General features: G+C 69.2%; 16 protein-coding genes, 1 tRNA gene and 2 pseudogenes. 4 read left to right on the top strand and 15 right to left on the bottom strand.

Going from position 1 to position 16357, the window contains the following annotated elements; translation table 11 throughout:
* Positions 1 to 251: 251 nt before the first annotated feature.
* On the top strand, positions 252 to 1286 hold the full coding sequence (locus BM287_RS16865) for a LacI family DNA-binding transcriptional regulator (RefSeq protein ID WP_211773002.1): 1035 nt from the start codon (positions 252 to 254) through the stop codon (positions 1284 to 1286).
* Positions 1287 to 1290: 4 nt separating this feature from the next.
* The gene (locus BM287_RS16870; RefSeq protein ID WP_090042013.1) at positions 1291 to 1830 is read left to right on the top strand and encodes a hypothetical protein; all 540 of its coding nucleotides are present in this window, start codon (positions 1291 to 1293) and stop codon (positions 1828 to 1830) included.
* A gap of 94 nt (positions 1831 to 1924) precedes the next feature.
* On the opposite strand, the gene BM287_RS16875 is transcribed toward BM287_RS16870, so the two are convergent.
* From BM287_RS16875 to rplU, 11 genes and pseudogenes are all read right to left on the bottom strand, one after another.
* Positions 1925 to 2000: transfer RNA gene (locus BM287_RS16875), tRNA-Ala, on the bottom strand.
* Between the two features lie 95 nt (positions 2001 to 2095).
* The gene (locus BM287_RS16880) at positions 2096 to 2368 is read right to left on the bottom strand and encodes a TFIIB-type zinc ribbon-containing protein (RefSeq protein WP_090042016.1); all 273 of its coding nucleotides are present in this window, start codon (positions 2366 to 2368) and stop codon (positions 2096 to 2098) included.
* Between the two features lie 74 nt (positions 2369 to 2442).
* Positions 2443 to 2820 carry a ribosome silencing factor gene (gene rsfS / locus BM287_RS16885; protein WP_090042019.1) on the bottom strand — a complete coding sequence of 126 codons (378 nt, stop codon included), beginning with the start codon at positions 2818 to 2820 and terminating at the stop codon, positions 2443 to 2445.
* A gap of 64 nt (positions 2821 to 2884) precedes the next feature.
* Entirely contained in the window at positions 2885 to 4249 is a 1365-nt protein-coding gene (locus BM287_RS16890; protein WP_244528424.1) for a hypothetical protein, read from the bottom strand.
* Positions 4246 to 4848 (bottom strand): nicotinate-nucleotide adenylyltransferase, encoded by a 603-nt coding sequence (gene nadD, locus BM287_RS16895; RefSeq protein ID WP_090042021.1) that lies wholly within the window; start codon positions 4846 to 4848, stop codon positions 4246 to 4248. Before nadD ends, BM287_RS16890 begins: the two co-directional genes overlap by 4 nt.
* An 11-nt stretch (positions 4849 to 4859) precedes the next feature.
* On the bottom strand, positions 4860 to 5093 hold the full coding sequence (locus BM287_RS16900; RefSeq protein WP_090042024.1) for a hypothetical protein: 234 nt from the start codon (positions 5091 to 5093) through the stop codon (positions 4860 to 4862).
* Between the two features lie 53 nt (positions 5094 to 5146).
* Positions 5147 to 6427 (bottom strand): glutamate-5-semialdehyde dehydrogenase, encoded by a 1281-nt coding sequence (locus BM287_RS16905; protein WP_090042026.1) that lies wholly within the window; start codon positions 6425 to 6427, stop codon positions 5147 to 5149.
* A gap of 183 nt (positions 6428 to 6610) precedes the next feature.
* Positions 6611 to 7384 (bottom strand): annotated as a pseudogene (gene proB / locus BM287_RS16910) (glutamate 5-kinase); the annotation flags it as partial.
* Complete coding sequence (gene obgE, locus BM287_RS16915; RefSeq protein ID WP_090042031.1) at positions 7381 to 8979, bottom strand: GTPase ObgE; 1599 nt, start codon at positions 8977 to 8979, stop codon at positions 7381 to 7383. The pseudogene proB and the gene obgE, both read right to left, overlap by 4 nt.
* An 82-nt stretch (positions 8980 to 9061) precedes the next feature.
* Entirely contained in the window at positions 9062 to 9319 is a 258-nt protein-coding gene (rpmA, locus tag BM287_RS16920; protein ID WP_090042034.1) for a 50S ribosomal protein L27, read from the bottom strand.
* Between the two features lie 19 nt (positions 9320 to 9338).
* Entirely contained in the window at positions 9339 to 9647 is a 309-nt protein-coding gene (gene rplU / locus BM287_RS16925) for a 50S ribosomal protein L21 (protein ID WP_090042037.1), read from the bottom strand.
* A gap of 289 nt (positions 9648 to 9936) precedes the next feature.
* On the opposite strand from rplU, the pseudogene BM287_RS16930 reads away from it, so the two are divergent.
* Positions 9937 to 10203: pseudogene (locus BM287_RS16930) on the top strand (DUF4031 domain-containing protein); the annotation flags it as partial.
* 123 nt (positions 10204 to 10326) lie between these two features.
* Here the strand turns inward: BM287_RS16930 and BM287_RS16935 are convergent.
* Complete coding sequence (locus tag BM287_RS16935; RefSeq protein WP_090042041.1) at positions 10327 to 12915, bottom strand: Rne/Rng family ribonuclease; 2589 nt, start codon at positions 12913 to 12915, stop codon at positions 10327 to 10329.
* A gap of 308 nt (positions 12916 to 13223) precedes the next feature.
* On the opposite strand from BM287_RS16935, the gene BM287_RS16940 reads away from it, so the two are divergent.
* On the top strand, positions 13224 to 13841 hold the full coding sequence (locus BM287_RS16940; protein ID WP_090042043.1) for a vitamin K epoxide reductase family protein: 618 nt from the start codon (positions 13224 to 13226) through the stop codon (positions 13839 to 13841).
* A gap of 296 nt (positions 13842 to 14137) precedes the next feature.
* On the opposite strand, the gene ndk is transcribed toward BM287_RS16940, so the two are convergent.
* From ndk to BM287_RS16955, 3 genes are read right to left on the bottom strand one after another with little or no spacing between them, the layout of a single operon-like run.
* On the bottom strand, positions 14138 to 14560 hold the full coding sequence (ndk, locus tag BM287_RS16945; RefSeq protein ID WP_090042045.1) for a nucleoside-diphosphate kinase: 423 nt from the start codon (positions 14558 to 14560) through the stop codon (positions 14138 to 14140).
* The gene (locus tag BM287_RS16950) at positions 14557 to 14967 is read right to left on the bottom strand and encodes a DUF4233 domain-containing protein (protein WP_244528425.1); all 411 of its coding nucleotides are present in this window, start codon (positions 14965 to 14967) and stop codon (positions 14557 to 14559) included. The genes ndk and BM287_RS16950 overlap by 4 nt, the downstream gene beginning before the upstream one ends.
* Positions 14964 to 16331 carry a bifunctional folylpolyglutamate synthase/dihydrofolate synthase gene (locus BM287_RS16955; protein ID WP_090042050.1) on the bottom strand — a complete coding sequence of 456 codons (1368 nt, stop codon included), beginning with the start codon at positions 16329 to 16331 and terminating at the stop codon, positions 14964 to 14966. Before BM287_RS16955 ends, BM287_RS16950 begins: the two co-directional genes overlap by 4 nt.
* Positions 16332 to 16357 lie beyond the last annotated feature (26 nt).

The following is a 16357-nucleotide window of genomic DNA, read 5'->3' on the forward strand; positions in this document are numbered from 1 at the left end:
CGCTTCCGCCACCACCCCAACACCCCAAAGCCAGCCGGCCTCGTCGGCATCAACACCCCCACCCAACGACTCCACGCAGCTTGACACAGCCCGATCGACTCGTTTATGGGCCATAAACGCAACTAACGGGCCGCTTATTTGCGATTGTGCCTCCATCGGGATGCAGCCGAAGTACCGAAAGAAGAGGAAGATCGAGAACGCGCTGCCGGCGGTTTTGTCCGCTACGGTGCGCGGGGAGGATGATGACGGACGTGAGCAAACGCGCGACGATCGCTGATGTGGCGCAGATGGCCGGACTGTCCAAGGCGTCGGTGAGTCTGATCCTGAATGACCGGCCCGACACCGGGCTGTCGGCGGAGAGCGCTGAGAAGGTTCGGCGCATCGCGGCGGAGTTGAACTATCGCCCCAACCCGGCGGCGCGTGCTCTGCGTTGGGGCACCACGCGAACCGTGGGTTTCATCTCGGATGAGGTCACTCTGACCCGGTATGCGACGGCGATGATCAGGGGTGTGCTCGATGTGGCTGCGGAAAGCGGCCACACCGTCCTGATCGCGGAGCATGGCCACCATCCGGAGCGGCTTGCCCATCAGCTGGAGACGATGCTCGATAACCGTGTGGGCGGATTGCTGTTCGCCGCCATGGCGGCCAGGCAGGTGGAGATCCCCGACCTGCCCGCCGGGCTTCCCATCGTCATGGTGAACGCCACCACCTCCGGAACCGCCCCCGCAGTGCTGCCGCAAGAATTCGACGCCGGCGCCGCGATCGCCGACACCTTGATCCAGGCCGGACACCGCCGGATCGCCCTGCTGGGCCGGCGCCCGCCCGAGCAGCTCCCGCCGGAGGTCTCAGCGACGATCGGCGATCGGCAAGCCGGCATCGACCAGGCGATCTCCGATGCGGGCCTCCAGTTGGTCGCGCAGGGCTTCGAGTCCGAATGGGCTCCCGCGGAAGGGTACCGGTTGTGCCGGGAACTGCTGGACTCCGGAGTGGAGTTCACCGGGCTCATCTGCATGAACGACAACCTCGCGTTCGGGGCGTATCAGGCGCTGCTGGAAGCGGGGATCCGGATTCCCGACGACGTGTCGGTGGTCTCGTTCGACGACGACGAGATCGCAGGCTACCTCCGCCCCCAACTGACCACGGCCCGGCTACCCTACGAGCAGATGGGCCGCATCGCCATGGAACTGCTCCTCAACGGCACCGACATCCCCCACCGCACCCTGGTCCCCATGCCGGTGATCCGACGGGACTCCGTCGGTAGACGTCTGTCGCAAGGGTTAGCGTGAGACCATGAGCAACCTCAGGGTGATTCGCATATGGATCGTCATCTTCATGGTCGGTCTGGTCGTGAGCGGTGTGACCGCGTTCCCCCTCGAGGGAGAGCTGCGGGTGGTCTCGAGCGTGCTCCACGCCACTCCGGCACCGGAGATGCTTCCTGGACTCGTCCAGTGGATCGATCGGGTCCGCGAAGCTCTCATCGAAAGCGGGGCACAGTACCCGTTCCTCGCGTACGGCACCGATTGGCTGGGGTTCGCTCACCTGGTCATCGCCGTCGCGTTCATCGGGCCGCTCATGGACCCGGTCCGCAACATCTGGGTTCTCCGGTTCGGGATGATCGCCTGCGCCATGGTCATTCCCTTCGCCTTCATTGCCGGCAGCATTCGTGGCATCCCGGTCGGTTGGCAACTGATCGACATGTCGTTCGGCGTCCTCGGCGTGATCCCGCTCATCTTCGCCCACAGGCGGACGCAGCGGCTTGCGGCGCTTGCCGCGCCACAGACGGTTCCCGACACCGGAGTCGAGGCGTTGCCGGGCAGGGCACAGCTGTAGCGGCCTCGGGTTATAGGCCGCGGCCTCGGAACTTCCGTGTGGCCCGCTATGGAATGGGAAAAGCCCCGCCACTTCATTGAAGTGGCGGGGTTTTTGGTGGATCTGAGGGGACTCGAACCCCTGACCCCCTGCATGCCATGCAGGTGCGCTACCAGCTGCGCCACAGACCCAGAACATGTGTCTCTTCGGCCTTCTCAGGCCGCCGGAACAACTCGTCCAGACTACTACACGGACAGCGCCAGAAAAAACTGAGCCGGTCCCTGCGTCAATCGAACAGCTCGCTCAGCCAGTTCTCGCGTTTCTTTCGCGAGGGCTGCCGTCCGTACTCCTGCCGACCGTACTCCTGCCGGCCGTAGTCCTGCCGAGCGTACGGCTGCGGGGCCGGCTGTGGGGCCGCAGCGACCGAGCCCGCTCGTTCGATGATCTTGTCCAGCTCACCGCGGTCGAGCCAGACGCCACGGCACTGCGGACAGTAGTCGATCTCCACGCCGCTGCGCTCGCTCATGACCAGGGGCAGGTTGTCGGTGGGGCATCTCATGCCACCAGTGAAACGTGCGCAGATGAGAGGCCTCTCAGGCGAACGTGGGAAGAGTCTGGGAGTAGGCCTACGTGCTACTCGGCACGCTCGGGCACGGGCAGTTCGACAGGGAGCACCGGGCAGTCCTTCCAGAGGCGCTCCAGCGCGTAGTACATCCGGTCCTCCTCGTGGAAGACGTGAACGACGACGTCGCCGAAATCGAGCAGTACCCAGCGGCCTTCGCCCTTGCCCTCGCGACGCAGCGTCTTGACGCCGGACTCGTTCAGCCGGTCCTCGACCTCCGACGCGATGGCGATGACGTTTCGCTCCACGTGGCCACTGACCAGCAGGAAGACGTCGGTCAGCGGCAAGGGTCCGGAGACGTCGAGGGCGATGATGTCCTGGCCGCCCTTCGAGTCGGCGGCGACTGCCGCCAGCTGCAGGAGCTCTCGGGCGTGCGGGGATGCGGTCACTGGCGGCCCTCCGGTCGCGTTCGGTGCGAGGTCGGTACGGAAGTGGATGGAGAACTGCGGATGATCAGAACACCTTCAGGACGTAGGCGGCGACCAGCAGACCGATGACGCCGATGGCGAGCACGCCGGCGGTGACCATGAGGACGACGGGCAGCGTGTTGCCGCGCTTCTTGGGCGGTGCGATGACACCGCGGGTCGAGGTGTGCGTGCTGATGGCGCGGGACGCGCGGACCGGCTGCACCTCGGACGTGTTGAACTCGTTCTCCTCGCCGTCGAGAAGACGGTCGAGGTCGGACGAGTCGATGTGATCCGGATGCGCACCCGTGGCACCCATCCCTCGCGGGAGGTCGATCGAGCCCGTGACGAGGATCTCGCCCGTGCTCGTCAGCGGAGCCGTGGCATCGGGATGCGGGATGGCCGGGAGGATGAGCGCGTTCGTCGTCGTGGCCGCCGTCGACTGGCCGACGTTGCGCGAGGTGATCGGCTCGTCACCGTCGTCGAGCTCCGCGGCGGTGGACCAGTGGCCGGTCGGCGGAGTGAAGGGCCTGCGCTCCTCGGTGGAGACGTCGTCCGTGGCATCCGCCGTGGCAGGCACCGGATCGGCGGCCTTCGCCGGCGCCTCGGTCTTCGCCGACGGCTGCGCGCCGAAGGCCGCGAATGGCGAGGTCAGACTCTGGGTCACCGTGGCCTCGGGCTGCGAAGTCCGCGAGGCGGAGGGCACGAGTGGCGCGAACGGCCAGGCCGACTTCTCGCTGGTCGAGGTCGAGCCGCTCGACTGCGCCGGGGCGGCCGCGGAGCCCTCGGACGCGCTGGGGGGTGTGCCGATGGACGGAGTGGGGGCGACCGCCGGCCGGGGCTTCGGTGAGGAGGCGGCTCCGCCCTGGGGCTCGGAGGTGAAGGTCACCGGGACGACCGGCTCTCCGGCGACGGCGGGGTGGCCGGCCTGACCGTTCGCCTGCTCCGCCTGCTGCATCGCACGCAGTTCACGACGCGTGAGCGTCCTGCCCTGATCGGCCGGCTGCTGGCGCGCCGGTGCGGCGGTGGCCGATGCTCCTGCCGAAGCCGGGAGGGGCGGTTCGGGCTGGAGGATCGCCATCGGCTGCGTCACGGGTTCGGGCTGGGACACGTCCGGAGCCTGCTTGAACAGATCGAACGCATCGCTCGACGGGGATGAGACGCCGGGCTCGGCGAAAGCGCTGGCCGGGATGGCGGGCTGCTCGAGGTCTGCGGCGGAGGCACCGCGAGCGGCTTCCTGCGTCGGCTCCGCCGCGCGCTCGCGCTGCGGGGAGTTGGTGGTGACCTCGGGGATCTGCCCGGCGGGGGTCGGCTCGGCGGTTCCCGCGCGTCGGGAAGCGGAGCGCTCGAACTCCCTCGCCTGTCGCCGCGTCTGCGGCTGGCCCGCTGGCGGCTCTTCAGGCCACGATGTCATGCCACGCTCCGATACAGATGGTGTTTGGAGATGTACTGAACGACCCCGTCGGGTACGAGGTACCAGACCGGGAATCCCCTGCTCACCCGGCTCCGGCAATCGGTCGACGAGATCGCCAGGGCCGGAACTTCCAACAAGCTTACGTCTTGCTCCGGTAATCCAGAAATACTCAAGTCGTGTCCCGGGCGACTCACAGCCACGAAGTGCGCGAGCTCCCAGAGCTCACGCACGTCACGCCAGCTGAGGATCTGGGCGATCGCATCCGCGCCGGTGATGAAGAACAGCTCGGCGTCCGGCCGCTCCTCGTGGAGGTCGCGCAGGGTGTCGATCGTGTAGGTGGGGCCTTGCCGGTCGATGTCGACCCGGCTCACCGTGAAGCGGGGATTCGACGCTGTCGCGATCACGGTCATGAGGTAGCGGTGCTCCGCTGCCGAGACCGGACCCTTCTGCCAGGGCTTGCCCGTCGGCACGAAGACGACCTCATCCAGCCCGAACGACTGGGCGACTTCGCTGGCCGCGACAAGGTGACCATGGTGGATCGGGTCGAAGGTGCCGCCCATCACGCCGATCCGCGGCCGGCCCGTCTCCATCAGCTCCATGCGGAGGTGGCTCAGTGCCCCTGGGTCGGGTGGCCGCTGCCGTGGTGGGTCGCACCCGGCGCGCCGGCGTGGGCGGCGGCATCCGGTGCGGAGCGGTGGCTGTGCCGGTTGGCGACGTCCTTGAAGCTCCAGACGACGAACGAGAGCGCGATGAACACGACGATCGCGATCGCGCCGTAGGCCCAGGTGGGCATCGGCAGCTCGACGTGGGTCTCCGCCGCGAGGACGGTCGTCAGAAGTGACATCGTGCGCAATCCTTTCTCGGGGCCAGAGGCCCGCCGTCAAGTCTAGCGGTCGGCTATGCGCGGATCTGGCCGGACCCGCGGACGATCCACTTGGTGCTGGTCAGCTCCGGGAGACCCATGGGGCCGCGGGCGTGCAGCTTCTGCGTCGAGATGCCGACCTCCGCCCCGAAACCGAACTCGCCGCCGTCCGTGAACCGCGTCGAGGCGTTGACCATGACCACCGCGGAGTCCACCTCTGCGAGGAAGCGGTCGGCGCTCTCGAGGTCGTTCGTCACGATGGACTCGGTGTGCTGCGTCGAGTACCGGCGGATGTGCTCGATCGCCTCATCCAGCCCGTCCACCACCTTCACGGAGATATCGAGGCTCATGTGCTCGGTGGCGTAGTCTTCCTCGGTCACGGGCACCGCGTCCGGCGCGTACGACAGAGCCCGCTCATCCGCGTGGATCGTGACCCCCTCGGCCCGGAGCGCGGAGAGCACCGGCGGCAGCAGGCGTTCGGCCGCGTCGCGGTGCACGAGGAGCGTCTCGACCGCATTGCAGACGCTGGGACGCTGGACCTTGGAGTTGCGGACGATGTCGACCGCCCAGTCTTCGCGCGCCGACGCGTCGAGCACGACGTGGACGACCCCCGCGCCGGTCTCGATCACCGGAACAGTCGACTGGGTCACGACGGTCTGGATGAGCTCGGCGCTCCCCCGCGGAATGAGCACGTCGACGTAACCGCGCGCGGTCATCAGCTGCGCAGCCCCCTCGCGGCCGAAATCGTCGATGGTCTGAACGGCGTCGGCGGGCAGCCCGGCACCGGCCAGCGCCTCCTGGATGACACGCACCAGCACCCGATTCGTCTCGATCGCCGCGCTGCCCCCGCGCAGGACCGCCGAGTTGCCGCTCTTGATCGCCAGCGCAGCGATGTCGATGGTCACATTGGGCCGCGCCTCGTAGATCGCGCCGACGACGCCGAACGGCACCCGCACCTCGGTGATCTTCACCCCGTTCGGAAGCGCGCTCCCCCGCACGACCTCGCCGACGGGATCGGTCAGCGCCACGACCTCGAGGACGGCATCGGCGAGCCCCTGCAGCCGCGCCGGGCTGAGAGTGAGCCGGTCGAGCAAGCCGGACGACAGTCCGTTCTCGCGCCCGTTGGCCAGGTCGAGCTCGTTGGCTGCGAGGATGTCGCCCGAGGCGACGAGGACGCCGTCGGCGATGGCGCGCAGAGCGCGGTTCTTCTGCTCGGTGTTCGCCGTGGCCAGAGCGCGCGACGCCGTCTTGGCGGCCGAGAGCCGCTCCTGCAGCGAAAGGGTCGCGGCGGGCGCCGCACCGGTGATCGAGGACATGCGTCGATTCTAAGACGCGGTCGCGTCCGACGTGACGGCGTCAGGCGAATCGGTGGAGAGCGTCCCCCTGGGGACGGATTCATCGTCGAGCCCGTACGTTCCCGCCGCCGTCGTGCCGGGCACGGACGTGCCGGGCACGGACGTGCTGGACGCCGACGTGCTGGACGCCGACGTGCTGGGCGCCGGGGCGAACCACGTCCCGACCCGCTCGCCACGCAGCGCCTGCGAGACCAGCGAGGTCGCCGTGAGCACCACCGCTGTGCCCTGCTCGGCGGCCTGACGCGCCGCCGAGACCTTGGTGACGGCACCGCCGCTGCCCACGCCCGAGAGCCCCGTGGAGCCGATCTCGACACCCTCCAGCTCGTCGTCCCAGCCCACCTGATCGATGCGCTCGGCGCCGGGCTCGTGCGGAGGCCGGGTGTAGAGCGCATCCACGTCCGACAGCAGCACCAGCACGTCCGCCTGCACCAGCAGCGCCACCAGAGCGGCCAGCCGGTCGTTGTCGCCGAAGCGGATCTCGTGCGTCGCCACCGTGTCGTTCTCGTTGACGATGGGCAGGATGCGGAGGTCGAGCAGCCGCTCCATCGCCCGCTTGGCGTTGCTGCGGTGGGTCGGGTTCTCCATGTCGCCCGCGGTCAGGAGCACCTGGCCGGCGACGATCCCGAAGCGGTCCAGGCTGTCCTGGTACCGGTAGATCAGCACGTTCTGGCCGACCGCGGCCGCAGCCTGCTGCGTCGCGAGATCGGTGGGGCGCTGGGAGAGCGAGAGGTACGGGATCCCCGTGGCGATGGCGCCGGAGGAGACGAGGATGACCTGCGTGCCGCGGCCATGGGCCTCGGCGAGGGCGTCGACCAGCGGCGCGATCTGTCCGGCGTTGTCGCCGCTGATGGACGACGAGCCCACCTTGACGACGATGCGCCGGGCTGAGGTGATCTGGCTGCGGTCGTCGATGGTCATCGCTCGGTGCTCTCCTCGTCGCCGCCGTTCGCGTCGGTCCTCGTCCGGTCGGACGTGCCCCGGCCTGCGCCGCTCACGACGTTCTCGTCGTACGTGTCGTCAGCCCAGAGGCCGGCCTCGCGCTCACGCTGGAGCTCCTCGCGGGCCTCGGCCTTCGCATCCATCCGCTCGAAGTACTCCTCGCGGCGCTGGGCACGCGTCGCGCGCTGGTTGGTGTCCAGGCGCGTGTCCGTGCCACGCGGTGCGGTGATGAGCTCCGCGGTCGAGGTGAGGGTGGGCTCCCAGTCGAACACGACACCGTTGTTCCGCCCGATCACGACGGTCGATCCGGGGACCGCCCCCGCCCGGACCAGCTGGTCCTCGACGCCGAGCTTCGCCAGCCGGTCGGCGAGGAAGCCGACGGCCTCGTCGTTCGCGAAATCCGTCTGCGCGACCCAGCGTTCGGGCTTGGCTCCGAGGATGCGGTACACCGGGCCGTCCGTACCGCCCTCGACCTTGACGACGAAGCCGTTGTCGTCTACGGCCGTGGGGCGGATGACGATCCGGGGCCGCGCCTGCTCCAGCGCCGCCAGTTCGGCGCGGGCGTGCTCGACGAGTTCGGCCAGCGCGAACGACAGCGGCCGCAGGCCATCGTGGCTCACCGCGGAGATCTCGAAGACGCGGTAGCCGCGACGCTCGAGTTCCGGCCGCACGAACTCGGCGAGCTCGCGCGCATCCGGAACGTCGATCTTGTTGAGCGCGATCAGCTGGGGACGCTCGAGCAGAGGCTTCTGGCCCTCGGGCACGGGATACGCGGCGAGCTCGCCGAGGATGACGTCGAGATCGCTGAGCGGGTCGCGACCGGGTTCCAGGGTTGCGCAGTCGAGCACGTGCAGCAGGGCCGAGCAGCGCTCGACGTGGCGGAGGAACTCGAGCCCGAGCCCACGGCCCTCGCTCGCGCCCTCGATCAGCCCGGGAACGTCGGCGACGGTGTAGCGGACGTCGCCCGCCTGCACCACTCCCAGGTTCGGGTGGAGGGTCGTGAACGGGTAGTCGGCGATCTTCGGCTTGGCCGCGGACAGGGCTGCGATGAGACTCGACTTCCCGGCGGACGGATAGCCCACCAGGGCGATGTCGGCGACCGTCTTCAGCTCGAGACGGATGTCGCCCTCCCAGCCGGGCGTGCCGAGCAGGGCGAAGCCGGGCGCCTTGCGCTTCTGGTTCGCCAGGGCCGCGTTGCCCAGGCCGCCGACGCCACCTGCCGCCGCGACGACCCGCATCCCCGGCTCGGTCAGGTCGGCGAGCTCCTCGCCGTCCGCGTCCTTGACGACGGTTCCGACGGGGACGGGCAGCTCGAGGTCTTCACCGGTGTGGCCGCTGCGGTGGTCGCCCATCCCGAAGCCGCCGTTCTCGCTCGAACGATGCGGTGAGCGGTGGTAGCCGAGAAGGGTGGTCACCTGCGGGTCGGCGACGAGGATGATGTCCCCGCCGTTGCCGCCGTTGCCGCCATCGGGTCCGGCGAGGGGCTTGAACTTCTCGCGGCGGACGGAGACGCACCCGTTGCCGCCGTTCCCGGCGCGCAGATGCAACGTCACGCGATCGACGAACGTTGCCATGGGGGTCTCCTGTTTACTCGTGAAAAGGCGGATGGGCGGGCCGAAGCCCGCCCATCCGGAAAAGGGTGCTCGTGGAAGAGCGTCAGACCGCGGCTTCCACGATGTTGACGACCTTGCGGCCGCCCTTGGTGCCGAACTCGACCGCACCGGCGGCGAGGGCGAAGAGGGTGTCGTCGCCACCACGGCCGACGTTCACGCCCGGGTGGAAGTGGGTGCCGCGCTGGCGGACCAGGATCTCACCAGCGTTGACGGTCTGGCCGCCGAAGCGCTTCACGCCGAGGCGCTGAGCGTTCGAGTCGCGGCCGTTGCGAGTGGAGCTCGCTCCCTTTTTGTGTGCCATGGTGTGTTCTCCTCGTCGGCTACTTGATGCCGGTGATCTTGACGCGCGTGAGGTCCTGGCGGTGGCCCTGGCGCTTCTTGTAGCCGGTCTTGTTCTTGAACTTCTGGATGACGATCTTGGGACCGCGCAGGTTGCCGAGGACCTCGGCGGTCACGGTGACCTTCGCGAGGGACTCAGCGTCGGAGGTGATCTTGTCACCGTCGACGAGCAGCACCGGTGCGAGCTCGATCGTGCCGTCCTTGTCGGCCTTGATACGGTCCATCGTCACGATGGTGCCGACCTCGACCTTCTCCTGCCGGCCACCGGCGCGCACAACTGCGTAAACCACTTGTCAGTACCTTTTCGTCGGGGAACAGCTCCCGGCGCTGCCGTGGACCTGGTCCTGCTCTTGTCTCTGTTGGAAACTTGTGTGTTCTGGAAGTCACTGGCGAGTCGGGCCGACCGCTGCTGCGACCGGCTGCTCTCAGAAAACCATGATGATTGCGCGGGCTGAGCCCGGCACACACCAACGGTCAACTTTACCCGACGCCCCATCCATCGTCAATTCGACGGGGACTCCGTGCGTCGGGTCGAGACCGCCCGGCTCCGCCTGCGGAACCGGTTCCTAGAATCATTCTATGACGGTCCTGATCGATCCCCCGGCATGGCCGGCCCACGGCATGTTGTGGTCGCATCTGGTGAGCGACGCGTCGCTCGACGAGCTCCACGGGTTCGCCGCCGCCCACGGCGTGCCGCCGCGGGCGTTCGACCTCGACCACTACGACGTGCCGGATCGCCGCTACGACGCTCTCGTGGCGGCGGGGGCGCATCCCGTGTCCGGACACGAGCTCGTCGCGCGCCTCATCGCCAGCGGCTTGCGCGTGCGTGCACGCGACCGGGTGCGTGGGCCGCAGACTCGGGCGCAGACTCGGGCGCAGACGGATCGGGCGCAGACTCCGACGCAGACGAATGGTCCCGACATGCCGTGACGACCCGGGTCGTCACGGCATGTCGGGACCAGTGGATGGCTACTCGCCCTTGGGCGCGAGCTCGCCGCCTGCGATGACGGTCGTGCTGGCCCGGCGGCTGCGGCCTCGGCCCTGACCCGGCTCCTTCGGCGCCGGAAGAGCGTCGAGGACGGAGTCGAGCAGCAGTTCGGCCTCTTGAGGCAGCGGACGCGGGGTCGACGGGACGACAGCGGGCTCTGGCAGGTCGAGCAACGGGAGCAGCGGCTCCTCCGTCGGCGTGTCCGCGGCCGCTGTGTCCGCAGCCTGGGTGTCCGCGGCCGCTGTGTCCGCGGCCGCTGTGTCCGCAGCCTGTGCGGCCGGGGCATCCGCCGCTGCCTGAATGCCCGTCTGCGCTGCCGCGTCCGCCGGCGGGCGGTCGATGCCGCCCTTGGCCTTCCGGCGGCGCTTCTTCGGCCCCGTGGCCTCCGGCAGCGACACGTCGGGGGTCGCGGCACTGACCGGCAGCGCCTGCGCCGGGCTCTCCTGCGGCTTGGCCTCGTCGTCGTGGTGGATGGTGGAGGCGGCGATCTTGGCGAGCGCGTTCTTCGCATCGTCCGTGATCGCATGCGTGCCGTTGTGGCCCGCTCCGCCTGCGGCTCCGTTCGACCCGCCGTTGCCGGTGATCGGGCCGTTCCCGCCGCGGCCGCGGCGACGGTCGTTCTGCGGCTGCTGCTGAGGCTGTCGGTGCTTCACCACAGGATCGTGGTGGACGACGACTCCGCGGCCGGCGCAGACCTCGCACGCCTCGCTGAAGGTCTCCAGCAGGCCGAGGCCCAGCTTCTTGCGGGTCATCTGGACGAGGCCCAGCGACGTGACCTCGGCCACCTGGTGCTTCGTCCGGTCGCGGCTCAGGCACTCCACCAGGCGACGGAGGACGAGGTCGCGGTTGGTCTCCAGCACCATGTCGATGAAGTCGACGACGATGATGCCGCCGATGTCGCGCAGCCGCAGCTGCCGGACGATCTCCTCGGCGGCCTCCAGGTTGTTCTTGGTGACCGTCTCCTCCAGGTTGCCGCCGGAGCCGACGAACTTGCCGGTGTTCACATCCACGACGGTCATGGCCTCGGTGCGGTCGATCACGAGCGAACCGCCCGACGGGAGCCAGACCTTGCGCTCCAGCGCCTTCTCGATCTGCTCGGTGATGCGGAACTCGTCGAAGGCGTCCTGCTCCCCGGTGTACGGCTCGACGCGGTCGAGCAGGTCGGGGGCGACCTGGCGCAGGTAGTTCTCGATGGTCTGACGCGCATCGTCGCCGGCGATCACCAGCTTCTGGAAGTCCTCGTTGAAGACGTCGCGGATGATCTTGATCAGCAGGTCCGGCTCGCTGTGCAGCAGCGCGGGCGCCTGCTGCGACTCGACCCGCGTGCTGATGTCGGCCCACTGCGAGGTGAGCCGGGTGACGTCGAGGGTCAGCTGCTCCTCGGTGGCGCCCTCGGCCGCAGTGCGGACGATGACACCGGCGTTCTCGGGGAGCACCTCCTTGAGGATCTTCTTGAGGCGCGCGCGCTCCGTGTCCGGGAGCTTGCGGCTGATGCCGTTCATGGATCCGCCGGGCACGTACACGAGGTAGCGGCCGGGCAGCGAGATCTGGCTGGTGAGGCGGGCGCCCTTGTGGCCGACCGGGTCCTTGGTGACCTGGACGAGGACGCGGTCGCCCGGCTTCAGCGCCAGCTCGATGCGGCGCGGCTGATTGCCGGTCTCCGCGGCATCCCAGTCGACCTCACCGGAGTAGAGCACGGCGTTGCGGCCGCGGCCGATGTCGACGAACGCGGCCTCCATGCTCGGAAGGACGTTCTGGACGCGGCCCAGGTACACGTTGCCGATCAGGGACGCCTCCTGCGAGCGGGCGACGTAGTGCTCGACCAGCACCTTGTCCTCCAGCACGCCGATCTGGATGCGGCCACCCTTCGAGCGGACGACCATCTGGCGGTCGACGGACTCCCGGCGCGCCAGGAACTCGGCCTCGGTGATGACGGGCCGGCGACGCCCGGCATCCCGCCCATCCCGGCGGCGCTGCTTCTTGGCCTCGAGGCGCGTGGAGCCCTTGACCTTCTGCGGCTCGGTGATGAGCTCCGGCTCGCGTGGCGCACGGACCTTGACCACGGTGTTGGCCGGGTCGTTGGCGTCGTCGCGGGCCGTCTCGCCGGCGCGGCGGCGGGAGCGGCGGCGGACACCGCCGGCCGGCTCCTCGTCGGCCTCCGCGAGTGGGGGCAGCGGCAGCACGTCGGGCGCCTGGAAGAGCAGGGTCGTCGGCGGGAGGCCGGGGGCGGCCGCGGCCGCCGGGACCTCCGGCTCGCCGTGCCGCTCAGGGAGGGCCGGCGGCTCGAGCGCCCCCGAGGGGGCGGGCGCAGCCGCGACCTGCGTGGGCGCGTCGGCGTCGGGCCGACCGGCGGTCGGCTGGGCCGCGGTCGCACGCTCGGCGGTCGGCTGGGCCGCGACGGGCTGATCGGCGACGGGCTCAGGATGCGTCTGAGGGGCGAAAACGTCGGCGTTCGCCGCCTGCGGAGACTTCCTCACCACGCGTCGCGTGCCGAAAAGCCCTTTGCGCTTCCGTCCTCCCGTCTCCGTCTCGTCGTTGTCCGTGTTCTCGAAATTTTCGTTATCCACCATCGCTGGTGCACTCCTCGACCGGTGCGGCTCCCCGCTCCCCGGGTACTCTCCGTCGGGAGGCGGCGCGTGCGGCGCCCCCCTCAATCCTGTTCGGATGCCTCCGGGCTCGTGGCGCGGCCTGCATCCGGCTCATGGTCACCACCGGCCTCCACGGCCGGCATTTCAACGGGCGCTCTGGGCGCCCTCAAGCCTTCTGTCGCTGTTCCCGGCCTCGGCCGCAACGACTGCTCCAACGATTATCGCACGGGCCGAGGACGACTCGGGTCCGTTCCCAGGGCGACACGCAGGCGTCATGCCATAATCCGAGGGTGTCAGCCAGCCCTGCCGAGGCCGCGTACCGCCGCCCGACCGCTCTCGCCGTATTCCTCATCGTTGCCGGACTCATCGGGTTCGCGGCCGCCTTCGCGCTCACGCTCGACAAAATCCATCTGCTGCAGGATCCGAACGCGCAGCTGTCCTGCAACTTCAACGTCCTGGTGGGATGCGCGAAGAACCTGAACTCGTGGCAGGGAGACCTGCTCGGCTTCCCCAATCCCCTCATCGGGCTGGGAGGCTGGACCGCCACGGTGGCCGTCGGCGTCGGTCTGCTGGCCGTCCGGGCGCCCTTCGCCCGCTGGTACTGGATCACGTTCAACGTGGGCGTGCTGCTCGCGCTGGTGCTGGTGATCTTCCTGATCACGGAATCGATCACCGTGCTGAACGTGCTGTGCCCCTGGTGCATGGTCACTTGGACCGTGACCATCCCGACTTTCTGGGCGGTGACGCTCTACAACGTCAAGGAGGGCAACATCCGGCTCCCGGAGGGGGCGCGCCGGGTGGCGCGCACGCTGTACGGCTGGGTGCCGCTCATCACGGTCGTCTCGTACGCGATCGTCGCCGTGCTGGCGCAGATCCAGCTGGACTGGATCCACCGCGCCTTCGTCTGAACCGCCCGCGATTCGTGACGAATGTTGCGTTAGCCCGGGGCGGGGTGCACATTCGTCACGAATGTCGCCCTGCGGTCGCGCCAGGTGCACATTCGTCACGAATGTCGCCCTGCGGTCACGCCACGTGCACATTCGTCACGAATGTCGCCCCACGCCCGCGCCACGTGCACATTCGTCACGAATGTCGCCCCACGCCCGCGCTAAGTGCACATTCGTCACGAATGTCGCCCCACGCTCACGCTAAGCGCACATTCGTGACGAATGTGGCGGGTGGGAGGCGACGGACGGTGGAAGGGTCAGCCGAACCAGAGGGTGAGCTCGCGTGCGGCGGACTCGGGCGAATCGGAGCCGTGCACGAGGTTCTGCTGCACCTTGAGGCCCCAGTCGCGCGCAAGGTCGCCGCGAATGGTGCCCGGCAGCGCGGTGGTCGGATCGGTGGCCCCGGCGAGGGAGCGGAAGCCCTCGATCACCCTGTTGCCCGCGAGGCGGATGGCCACGATCGGGCCGGACTCCATGAACTCGACCAACGGCTCGTAGAACGGCTTGCCCTCGTGCTCCGCGTAGTGGTGCGCGAGGAGTTCGCGGTCGGCCTGGAGCATCCGGATGTCGACGAGCGAGTAGCCCTTCGCCTCGATGCGGCGCAGGATCTCGCCCGTCAGATTGCGGGCGACTCCGTCCGGCTTGATGAGCACGAGGGTCTCTTCGACGCCACTGGTCATGGGTTCTCCGTTCCGTTGTCGGCCGCCGGAGCGGCCCGGTTGTTTCGGTCGATGCGCGCGGCGGCGATCATGCAGTACGCCCACATGGCGGTGAAGATCGCGCCGACGATGAAGAAGGCGGGGACGAGGAGCCCGGCCGCCACGACGATCAGCTGGATGACCCACCCCAGCACCACGCCTGCCGTGTTCCTGAGCAGTCCGATCGCGACGATCGTCAGCACGATGAGCGCCGCTCCCCCGCCGAGAGCGACCACGGCCGGCAGTGAGTGCAGCCCGAAGAGGACGAGCGCCCCGAGGAAGACGACGAGCAGCTCGAAGCCCAGGACGATGGAGCCGAGCAGTTCGCGGAGCGACCGCTGACGCCGTGGAGGGCGTGGAGGTCGCCCGGAGGCGGGAGCGTCCGTCACGACGCCGCCTTCTTCCACTCCTGGTCCTCGGCGTAGGCCATGGCCTGACCGACGAGCACGATGCTGCCCGCGACCACCACCGCGCGCCGGCCCTCCTCGCCCGCCCAGTCGCGGGCGGACTCGAGGGCGTCGATCGCGTCGGAGTAGACGATGGTCGCCTCGTCGCCGACCTCCTCGCGCACGAGGTCGCCGAGCTCTTCGGCGTCCCGCGCGCGATCGGAGGCGGGCTGGGTGACGAAGAACTGCGTCGCCACGGGCGCGAGCGCGCGGACGACGCCGCGCGCATCCTTGTCGGCCAGGATGCCGAGGACGAACGTGATCTCATCGAAGTCGAAATAGCTGCGGAGCGCTTCGGCGAGCGTCTCGGCGCCCGCCGGGTTGTGGGCCGCATCCACGAGGATGCTGGGCTCGACGCCGATCAGCTGCAGCCGTCCGGGCGAGGTGGCCGTCGCGAACCCCTCCTCGACCAGGTCTGTTTTCAGGGGCTGCGTGCCGCGGCCGAGGAAGGTCTCGACGGCAGCGACCGCGACTGCGGCGTTCTGCGCCTGGTGGTCGCCGTAGAGCGGCAGGAAGACGTCCTCGTAGGTCGCTGCACGACCGCGTACGGTCACCAGCTGCCCGCCCACAGCGACCCGGGTGGACGCGACGTCGAAGTCGCGCGGCTGCTCCGAGAATGTGGATTCGGTCAGCGCGGCCGCTTCGCGCAGCACCCGGTCGGCCTCGGGGACCTGGGCCGACGAGACGACGTCGGCGGAGGGCTTCACGATGCCGGACTTGGTGCGCGCGATCGCCTCGACCGTGTCGCCCAGCGCCTTGGTGTGGTCCAGAGCGATCGGCGTGAACACGGCCACCTGGCCGTCGCCGACGTTGGTGGAGTCCCACTCGCCGCCCATGCCGACCTCGATCACAGCGACGTCCACGGGGGCATCTGCGAACGCGGCGTAGGCCAGCGCGGTCAGAGCCTCGAAGAACGTCAGCGGCGTCTTGCCCGCGTCGGTGAGCTCCGCATCCACGATGTCGAGGTACGGGGTGATGTCCTCCCAGTTGCGCACCAGCGACTCGTCGTCGATCGGCTCGCCGTCGATCACGATGCGCTCGTTGAAGCGCACGAGGTGCGGGCTCGTCAGCAGGCCCGTGCGGAGCCCGTAGGCCCGCAGCAGGCTCTCGGCGATGCGGCTCGTCGACGTCTTCCCGTTCGTCCCGGTGATGTGGATGATCGGGTACGCGCGCTGCGGATCGCCCAGCAGTTCGACGGCGCGGCGCGTGGCATCCAGCCGGCGCTCCGGCGCGCCTTCGCCGACGCGCGCCAGCAGGGCCTGGTACACGGCCTCGGCGCGCTCTCGGAAGTCTCCCTCGTCGGTCACCGCTTCTCCTCCAGAATCCTCATGCT

Origin of the sequence: Leifsonia sp. CL147 (assembly GCF_900114565.1) — a bacterium.
Lineage (GTDB): Bacteria > Actinomycetota > Actinomycetes > Actinomycetales > Microbacteriaceae > Leifsonia.

Bases quoted from the DNA above. Each gene is read 5' to 3' on its own strand.
- BM287_RS16870 (WP_090042013.1), top strand. From the start codon at position 1,291: ATGAGCAACCTCAGGGTGATTCGCATATGGATCGTCATCTTCATGGTC.
- BM287_RS16880 (WP_090042016.1), bottom strand. From the start codon at position 2,368: ATGAGATGCCCCACCGACAACCTGCCCCTGGTCATGAGCGAGCGCAGC.
- BM287_RS16890 (WP_244528424.1), bottom strand. From the start codon at position 4,249: ATGACATCGTGGCCTGAAGAGCCGCCAGCGGGCCAGCCGCAGACGCGG.
- nadD (WP_090042021.1), bottom strand. From the start codon at position 4,848: ATGGAGCTGATGGAGACGGGCCGGCCGCGGATCGGCGTGATGGGCGGC.
- BM287_RS16900 (WP_090042024.1), bottom strand. From the start codon at position 5,093: ATGTCACTTCTGACGACCGTCCTCGCGGCGGAGACCCACGTCGAGCTG.
- BM287_RS16905 (WP_090042026.1), bottom strand. From the start codon at position 6,427: ATGTCCTCGATCACCGGTGCGGCGCCCGCCGCGACCCTTTCGCTGCAG.
- obgE (WP_090042031.1), bottom strand. From the start codon at position 8,979: ATGGCAACGTTCGTCGATCGCGTGACGTTGCATCTGCGCGCCGGGAAC.
- rpmA (WP_090042034.1), bottom strand. From the start codon at position 9,319: ATGGCACACAAAAAGGGAGCGAGCTCCACTCGCAACGGCCGCGACTCG.
- BM287_RS16935 (WP_090042041.1), bottom strand. From the start codon at position 12,915: ATGGTGGATAACGAAAATTTCGAGAACACGGACAACGACGAGACGGAG.
- ndk (WP_090042045.1), bottom strand. From the start codon at position 14,560: ATGACCAGTGGCGTCGAAGAGACCCTCGTGCTCATCAAGCCGGACGGA.